The organism is Pseudoflavonifractor sp. An187 (genome assembly GCF_002160275.1).
GTDB classification, from domain to species: domain Bacteria; phylum Bacillota; class Clostridia; order Oscillospirales; family Oscillospiraceae; genus Enterenecus; species Enterenecus faecium.
In genome coordinates this window covers 23,176-29,793 of sequence record NZ_NFKG01000028.1, presented here as the reverse complement: position 1 = coordinate 29,793, position 6,618 = coordinate 23,176, and the positions used below count along the sequence as shown (strand labels likewise).

The following is a 6,618-nucleotide window of genomic DNA, read 5'->3' as shown; positions in this document are numbered from 1 at the left end:
CGTCAATCCTATGGCCGGCCCTGGCCCTGGTGGGGTCACATAGATGGCCTGGCAAGTCTATGGAACGCATTTCCTTCTCTGTGAGACGGTGCCCCTGTTTCCAGGGCCTTACCCCGGTGTGCGGCGTCCCCGCCGCCGGGAACCAGGCCCCCGTTAGCTGGAAACAGCGGCTCACCAGGGTAAGGCCCTGGCAAAAGAAGTACCAACTACCTAAGGAGCAGGCATATTCTATAGAATGTCCATGCTATCTATGTGACCCCACCAGGCTAAGGGCCGAAACAAGGAGAACGCAGGGAAACCCAGTACCGCGGGGTGGATTCCACAAGGCGGGGGAAGGCCCCGCCTTTGGCGATTCTTTCCCCGATTTCTCATCGGGGAGAAATCGGGCCCAGCGGAGCGCGCCTCCCCTCGCCAGGGGAGCAAACTTGCGCCTGAAAATGATCGAAGAGCAAAGCCTTTCTTTTTACCATGAACAAAGCCCGGAGCACATGCTCCGGGCCTTGTGTGCTTATTCAGGAAAAAAAGCCTCCCTTGTGTAAAGGGAGCTGGTGGCTTTTACGGGGCCCCCGCCAAAGCCCAGCGCAAGCGGGTTTGGTGGGGTGAGGAGGTGCGACGGCGTGAGCGAGACTTGCCCCGCCTCTCAGGGGCGAGGCGAGGGATACTCAGTCCGCACCGACGAGTCGGAGGGATTGATCGTCTAACCGCCCAGATTCCGGCTTGCCAGCCTGGTGGGGACGCTCCCCGCTGGGGGTTTCTTTTGAGCGGGCAAAAGAAACCAAAACCCGCTTAGGGCGTTCCCCCCTAAGTACCCCCCTTGGGGTACGAGGCTGGAACTGCGTCAATCCTATGGCCGGCCCTGGCCCTGGTGGGGTCACATAGATGGCCCGGCAAGTCTATGGAACGCATTTCCTTCTCTGTGAGACGGTGCCCCTGTTTCCAGGGCCTCACCCCGGTGTGCGGCGTTTCCACCGCCGGGAACCAGGCCCCCGTTAGCTGGAAACAGCGGCTCACCAGGGTAAGGCCCTGGCAGTAGAAGGACGCAGGAACAGAGAAGTGAATACACACCATAGAACGGCAAGCCATCTATGTGACCCCACCAGGCTAAGGGCCGAAACAAGGAGGACGCAGGGACTCCCAGTACCGCGGGGGTGGATTCCACAAGGCGGGGGAAGGCCCCGCCTTTGGCGATTCTTTCCCCGATTTCTCATCGGGGAGAAATCGGGCCCAGCGGAGCGCGCCTCCCCTCGCCAGGGGAGCAAACCCGCACCGGAGAAATGGTGGAAGCGCAAAGCTTTCTTTTTTACCAGCAAAGAGGCCCGGAGCATACGCTCCGGGCCTTACTTTCATTACTCAATGAAGGATTTCGCTCCCAGGTCCAGCTGTTTCTGGACAATCTGGGCCATCTCCTCCCCACCATAGTCGTTGGGAAGATACTGGAATAAGCGATCTCCTGAACGCAGCCACACACCATCCTCCTCCATCCAAATGCTGGAGTGATAGTAGATGATACCATCCTCAGGCACAGAAATATGCATCACTGCGTCCGGGTCTTCCGTGGGCAAATCCGACTCCGCCACATGCTGGGCACCGATGAGTCCGAAGATTACGGTCCGAGTTTCGTCGTGGTCCAAAATCTCGGACTGTGTGAAATCCACCGCATCGCCACCCTTGGGCACCCCAATGACCACCTGGTAGTCCGGCGGCTCATCTGGACGGGTGAGGAAATACACATTGCCCGCCGCCAGCGCCACCGCCACCACGGCCAGAATGGCAATGACCACCTGATATCCTCTCTTGTTTCCCTTCATAGGCTCGCCTCCTCGTTCTTTTATATGGTCTTGTATCACCATTCTACTCTGGAAGATGGGAGAAAAAAAGTCTGGCCCGGTGTCTCCGTTTATGATATGATGAGAAAAGAGAGTTCTGACACACCAAAGGCCCGGAGCGTACGCTCCGGCCCTCTGTTTTCAAACATGCAAACATGTTTCATAGAAAATACTCCAATTTGTACTCCACATTTTTTCATTTTCTTCTTTTCACAGGGGACTATGTGTGATAAAATGAAATGTGATATTCCAGTTACTTGATCCAATCAAGGGGGTGTTTTTCTTGTTGCTTGTAGATCACGAATTGAAAGAACGGATCAAAAATGATGGCTTGCTGCAAGACATACAGGAAAACAACATATTCAACATTGGGTATGACTTGATTTGTGATGGTTTTAGTCGTCAACCTAATGACCAAGCAGATTTCTATAAGCTTTTACCTGGAGAATCTGTGTTCGTGCGTTCCAAAGAAACCTTACAGCTTCCCACTGACCTCTGCGCCCATGTCTGTCTGCGAAACAGCCGGATTCGTCAGGGCCTGTCTCTGGAAGCTCCCGTATACCAGCCTGGCCACAAAACCCGCGTGTTTTTTCGTATCACAAATATCTCCAGTTCAGAAATTACGCTGTATTCCGGGGAAGGGATTGCCAGTATCTTTTTTGAGCTACTCCATGCCCAACCAGATAAGCCCTATAATGGTACCTATCAAGGGGAATTCAACTATACTGGAATGGGACAATACGCCCCACAGTATGTCTCTCAGATGAAGCAGGTGGAAGATCGGCTGGCAGATTTAAAAAGCATGGAGAAGTCCGTATACGGCAATGTAGTCACCCTAATGACCATTTTTATTGGTATTTTTAGTCTGGTCAATCTCAATCTCACCGCCGCCCACTCTGCAACATGGTCCATGGCGGAATTGCTGATGTATAACCTGTGTATCATCGGCGGTATCTTTACCTTGGCCGGGCTCATCCGCGTCCTGGTCCCCCCTCTCCATCACAAATCCTTGTCTGGTTGGTATTGGTTGGCCCCGGTACTTTGTTTTGGGGTCTCACTGATTCTCTCCCTCCTATAACACATGTTCAAAGGCCCGGAGCACACGCTCCGGGCCTTGTTTTGCTTATTTGAATGTTGCCAGCACACCAAGCCCCGCCGTCAGCCCCCGCAGGGCCAGCTCCAGCCCCATGCTGGGCTTGTCCGGCTTGTCCAGCACCTGCTGGGGCAGATACGGGATGTGGACAAAGCCGCTCCTGGCTGTGGGCCTGTGCTGGTGGAGGTAGTGGGCCACCCCGTACATCACATGGTTGCACACATAGGTCCCGGCGCTGTTGGACACCGCCGCAGGCACCCCCGCTCCCCGCATCCCCTCCACCATCTCGTGGATAGGCAAGGTGGACAGATAGGCATCCGGTCCCCCCTCCACAATGGGCACATTCCGGGGCTGCTGCCCCTCATTGTCCGGGATGGAGAAGTCGTCCACATTCACCGCTAAGCGCTCCACGGTGACAGCGCAGCGGCCCCCCGCCTGGCCCACGCACACCACCGCATCAGGCTGGTATTTTTCAATGGCTCGTAAAGCCGCCTGTAAGCCTCCTGAGGCTGTCACAGGTAAAATAGCGGTATGGGATATGGGCAGCGCCGATTTGAGCGTCCAGGGCCCTTATAAGCTCCATAGAGGGGTTGGTGGACTCGCCCCCGAAGGGCTCAAAGCCTGTGACCAGGATATTCATGGCTTACTCCCCCTTCAGCCGCTTCCACTCCCCCACCGCCAGCTCGTCACAGCGGTTGTTGTAGGGGTTGGAGGCGTGGCCCTTCACCCAGTGGAGATTGACGGTGTGGGTGTCGCACAGCCCCAGCAGCACCTCCCACAAATCGGCATTCAAAGCAGGCTTCTTGTCCGCCTTCACCCAGCCCCGGGCCTTCCAGCCTCTGGCCCACCCCTTTTGCAGGGCGTCGATGACATACTTGGAGTCGGAGTACAGCTCCACGATGCAGGGCTCGGTGAGGGCCTGGAGCCCCCGGATGACCCCGGTGAGCTCCATGCGGTTGTTGGTGGTGCTGCGCTCCCCGCCGGATAGCTCCTTTTTGTGGGGCCCATATAGGAGGATGCACCCCCAGCCGCCGGGTCCGGGATTTCCCGAGCAAGCTCCATCCGTATATAAAGTGACCGTTTTCATAAAAATATTCTCCATTTACAAGAAAAAGCGCACTAGCTGTGCGCTTTTTCTCTTTGTCAAATTTGGGTTATTCCTGACCTTCCACAACTTCCACAGAGTTTTCCACATCTGTTGAAGTGTCGGTGTCGGCGGCCTCTTCGGGGGCCTTGTCGGCCAGAGCCAGGGCGATGACCTGGTCCCCCTCCTCCTTGAAGCGCATGACGATGACGCCCTGAGTGGAGCGGCCCGCCAGACGGATGCCGTCCACGTCGGTGCGGATGAGGGTGCCGGACTGGGTGACCACGATGATGTCCTCGCTGCCGTCCACCACCTTGATGCCCACCACGGGGCCGGTCTTATCCGTCACCATGTAGTTGCGGATGCCCAGACCGCCACGGTTGGTGATCCGGTACTCCTCCACGGCGGTGCGCTTGCCGTAGCCGTTCTGGGTGATGGAGAGAACCGCCTTGCCGGGGGTGGCCCGGGCAGCGCCCACCACGTAGTCCCCTTCCTTCAGGCGGATGCCACGCACGCCCACGGCGGTGCGGCCCATGACACGCACGTCGGTCTCGGCAAAGCAGATGGCCTGTCCGTCGTGGGTGGCGATGAGGATATTCCGGGTGCCGTCAGTCTCCCGCACGGTGATGAGCTCGTCCCCTTCCTCCAGGGTGATGACCCTCAGGCCGTTGTTGCGCAGGTTGCGCAGGGCGTCCATGGCAATGCGCTTGACGGTGCCGTTGCGGGTCATCATCACCAGGTAGCGGTCCTGGGCGGTGAGGTCCCGGGTGTGAATCATCTCGGTGACCCGCTCGTCCCCGTCCACCTGGAGGACGTTTACAATGTTGGTGCCCCGGGCGGTGCGGCCCGCCTCGGCGATCTGATAGCCCTTCTTGCGGAACACCCGGCCCTTGTCGGTGAAGAAGAGAATCCAGTCGTGGGTGGAGGCGGTGAACACGGTGTTCACGTAGTCCTCCTCCCGGGTGGCCATGCCCTTCTTGCCCATGCCGCCCTTGCCCTGGGCGGCGTACTCGCTGGCGGAGGTGCGCTTGATGTAGCCGTTGGCGGTCATGGTGAACACGCACTGCTCCTCCACAATGAGGTCCTCAATGTCCAAATCGTCCTCGGCAAAGCCGATCTCGGTGCGGCGCTCGTCGCCGTACTTGTCCCGAATCTGGATGAGCTCCTCTTTCAGCACGCCCCGCAGCATGGTCTCGTCGGAGAGCAGCTGGTTGTAGTAGGCAATGCGGGCCTGGAGCTCGTCGAACTCCGCCTGCAGCTTCTCCCGGTCCAGTCCCTGCAAGGCCTTCAGGCGCATGTCCAGAATGGCCTGGGCCTGGACATCGTCCAGCCCAAAGCGCTCCATCAGCTTCTCCTTGGCGTCGTCGTAGCTGGAGCGAATGATGCGGATGACCTCGTCAATGTTGTCCTGGGCGATGAGCAGGCCGCGCAGCAGGTGGGCCCGCTCCTGGGCCTTTTTCAGGTCGTACTGGGTGCGCCGGGTGAGCACTTCCTCCTGGAAGGCGATGTACTCGTCCAGAATCTGGCGCAGGGTGAGAATCTTGGGCTGCTTCTGGTTGTTCACCAGGGCCAGCAGAATGACGCCGAAGGTGGTCTGCATCTGGGTCTGGGCAAACAGCCGGTTCAGGGTGACCTGGGGGTTGGCGTCCTTTTTCAGCTCAATGACAATGCGCATGCCCTTCTTGCCGTCGGACTCGTCCCGCAGCCCGGAGATGCCCTCCAGCCGCTTGTCCTTCACCTGGTCGGCGATGTTCTCCACCAGACGGGACTTGTTCACCTGGTAGGGCAGCTCGGTGACGATGATGCGGGTGCGGCCGTTGCCGAACTCCTCCATCTCGGTGCGGGCCCGCACCTTGATGTGGCCCTTACCGGTGGCGTAGGCGGCCCGGATGCCAGCCCGGCCCATGATGACGCCCCGGGTGGGGAAGTCGGGGCCCTTGATGTGCTCCATCAGGTCGTCCAGGGTGGCGTTCTCGTTGTCCAGCACGCAGATGGTGGCGTCAATGACCTCCCGCAGGTTGTGGGGCGGGATGTTGGTGGTCATACCCACGGCGATGCCGGAGGAGCCGTTGACCAGCAGGTTGGGGAACCGGGAGGGGAGCACCCGGGGCTCTTTCAGGGACTCGTCAAAGTTGGGGTCCCAGTCCACGGTGTCCTTGTCGATGTCCCGGAGCATCTCGTTGCACATCTTGGACATTCTAGCCTCAGTGTAACGGTAGGCAGCCGGGGGGTCGCCGTCCACGGAGCCGAAGTTGCCGTGGCCGTCCACCAGGGGGTAGCGCATGGAGAAGTCCTGGGCCAGACGCACCATGGCGTCGTACACGGAGGCGTCGCCGTGGGGGTGATACTTACCCAGCACGTCACCCACGCAGGTGGCGGACTTCTTAAAGGGCTTGTCGCTGGTCAGGCCGCTCTCGTACATGGAGTAGAGGATGCGGCGGTGCACCGGCTTCAGGCCGTCCCGCACGTCGGGCAGGGCACGGCCCACGATGACGGACATGGCGTACTCGATGTACGCGTTCTCCATCTCGTGCTCCAAATTGATCTCTACAATTTTCTGGTCGGGAAAGGTAATGTCCCGACTCTGGTAATCTTCTTTGTTTGCCATGGATGCA

General features: G+C 58.7%; 6 protein-coding genes. 1 reads left to right on the top strand and 5 read right to left on the bottom strand.

What is annotated here, in order from left to right; all coding sequences use genetic code 11:
- Positions 1-1,346: 1,346 nt before the first annotated feature.
- On the bottom strand, positions 1,347-1,808 hold the full coding sequence (locus B5F22_RS09985; RefSeq protein ID WP_087392449.1) for a hypothetical protein: 462 nt from the start codon (positions 1,806-1,808) through the stop codon (positions 1,347-1,349).
- A gap of 301 nt (positions 1,809-2,109) precedes the next feature.
- Between B5F22_RS09985 and B5F22_RS09980 the strand changes: the two genes are divergently transcribed.
- Entirely contained in the window at positions 2,110-2,904 is a 795-nt protein-coding gene (locus tag B5F22_RS09980; protein WP_087392448.1) for a hypothetical protein, read from the top strand.
- A gap of 45 nt (positions 2,905-2,949) precedes the next feature.
- On the opposite strand, the gene B5F22_RS09975 is transcribed toward B5F22_RS09980, so the two are convergent.
- The 4 genes from B5F22_RS09975 to gyrA all read right to left on the bottom strand — a co-directional run bounded on the left by B5F22_RS09975 (position 2,950) and on the right by gyrA (position 6,611).
- Positions 2,950-3,435, bottom strand: a complete 486-nt coding sequence (locus B5F22_RS09975; RefSeq protein WP_275532484.1) for a pyroglutamyl-peptidase I — start codon at positions 3,433-3,435, stop codon at positions 2,950-2,952.
- Entirely contained in the window at positions 3,392-3,559 is a 168-nt protein-coding gene (locus B5F22_RS12795) for a hypothetical protein (protein ID WP_275532483.1), read from the bottom strand. Before B5F22_RS12795 ends, B5F22_RS09975 begins: the two co-directional genes overlap by 44 nt.
- A gap of 3 nt (positions 3,560-3,562) precedes the next feature.
- Positions 3,563-4,006, bottom strand: coding sequence for a ribonuclease HI (gene rnhA / locus B5F22_RS09970; RefSeq protein WP_087392447.1), 444 nt, complete (start codon positions 4,004-4,006; stop codon positions 3,563-3,565).
- Between the two features lie 67 nt (positions 4,007-4,073).
- Positions 4,074-6,611 (bottom strand): DNA gyrase subunit A, encoded by a 2,538-nt coding sequence (gene gyrA / locus B5F22_RS09965; RefSeq protein ID WP_087371097.1) that lies wholly within the window; start codon positions 6,609-6,611, stop codon positions 4,074-4,076.
- Between the last annotated feature and the right edge of the window lie 7 nt (positions 6,612-6,618).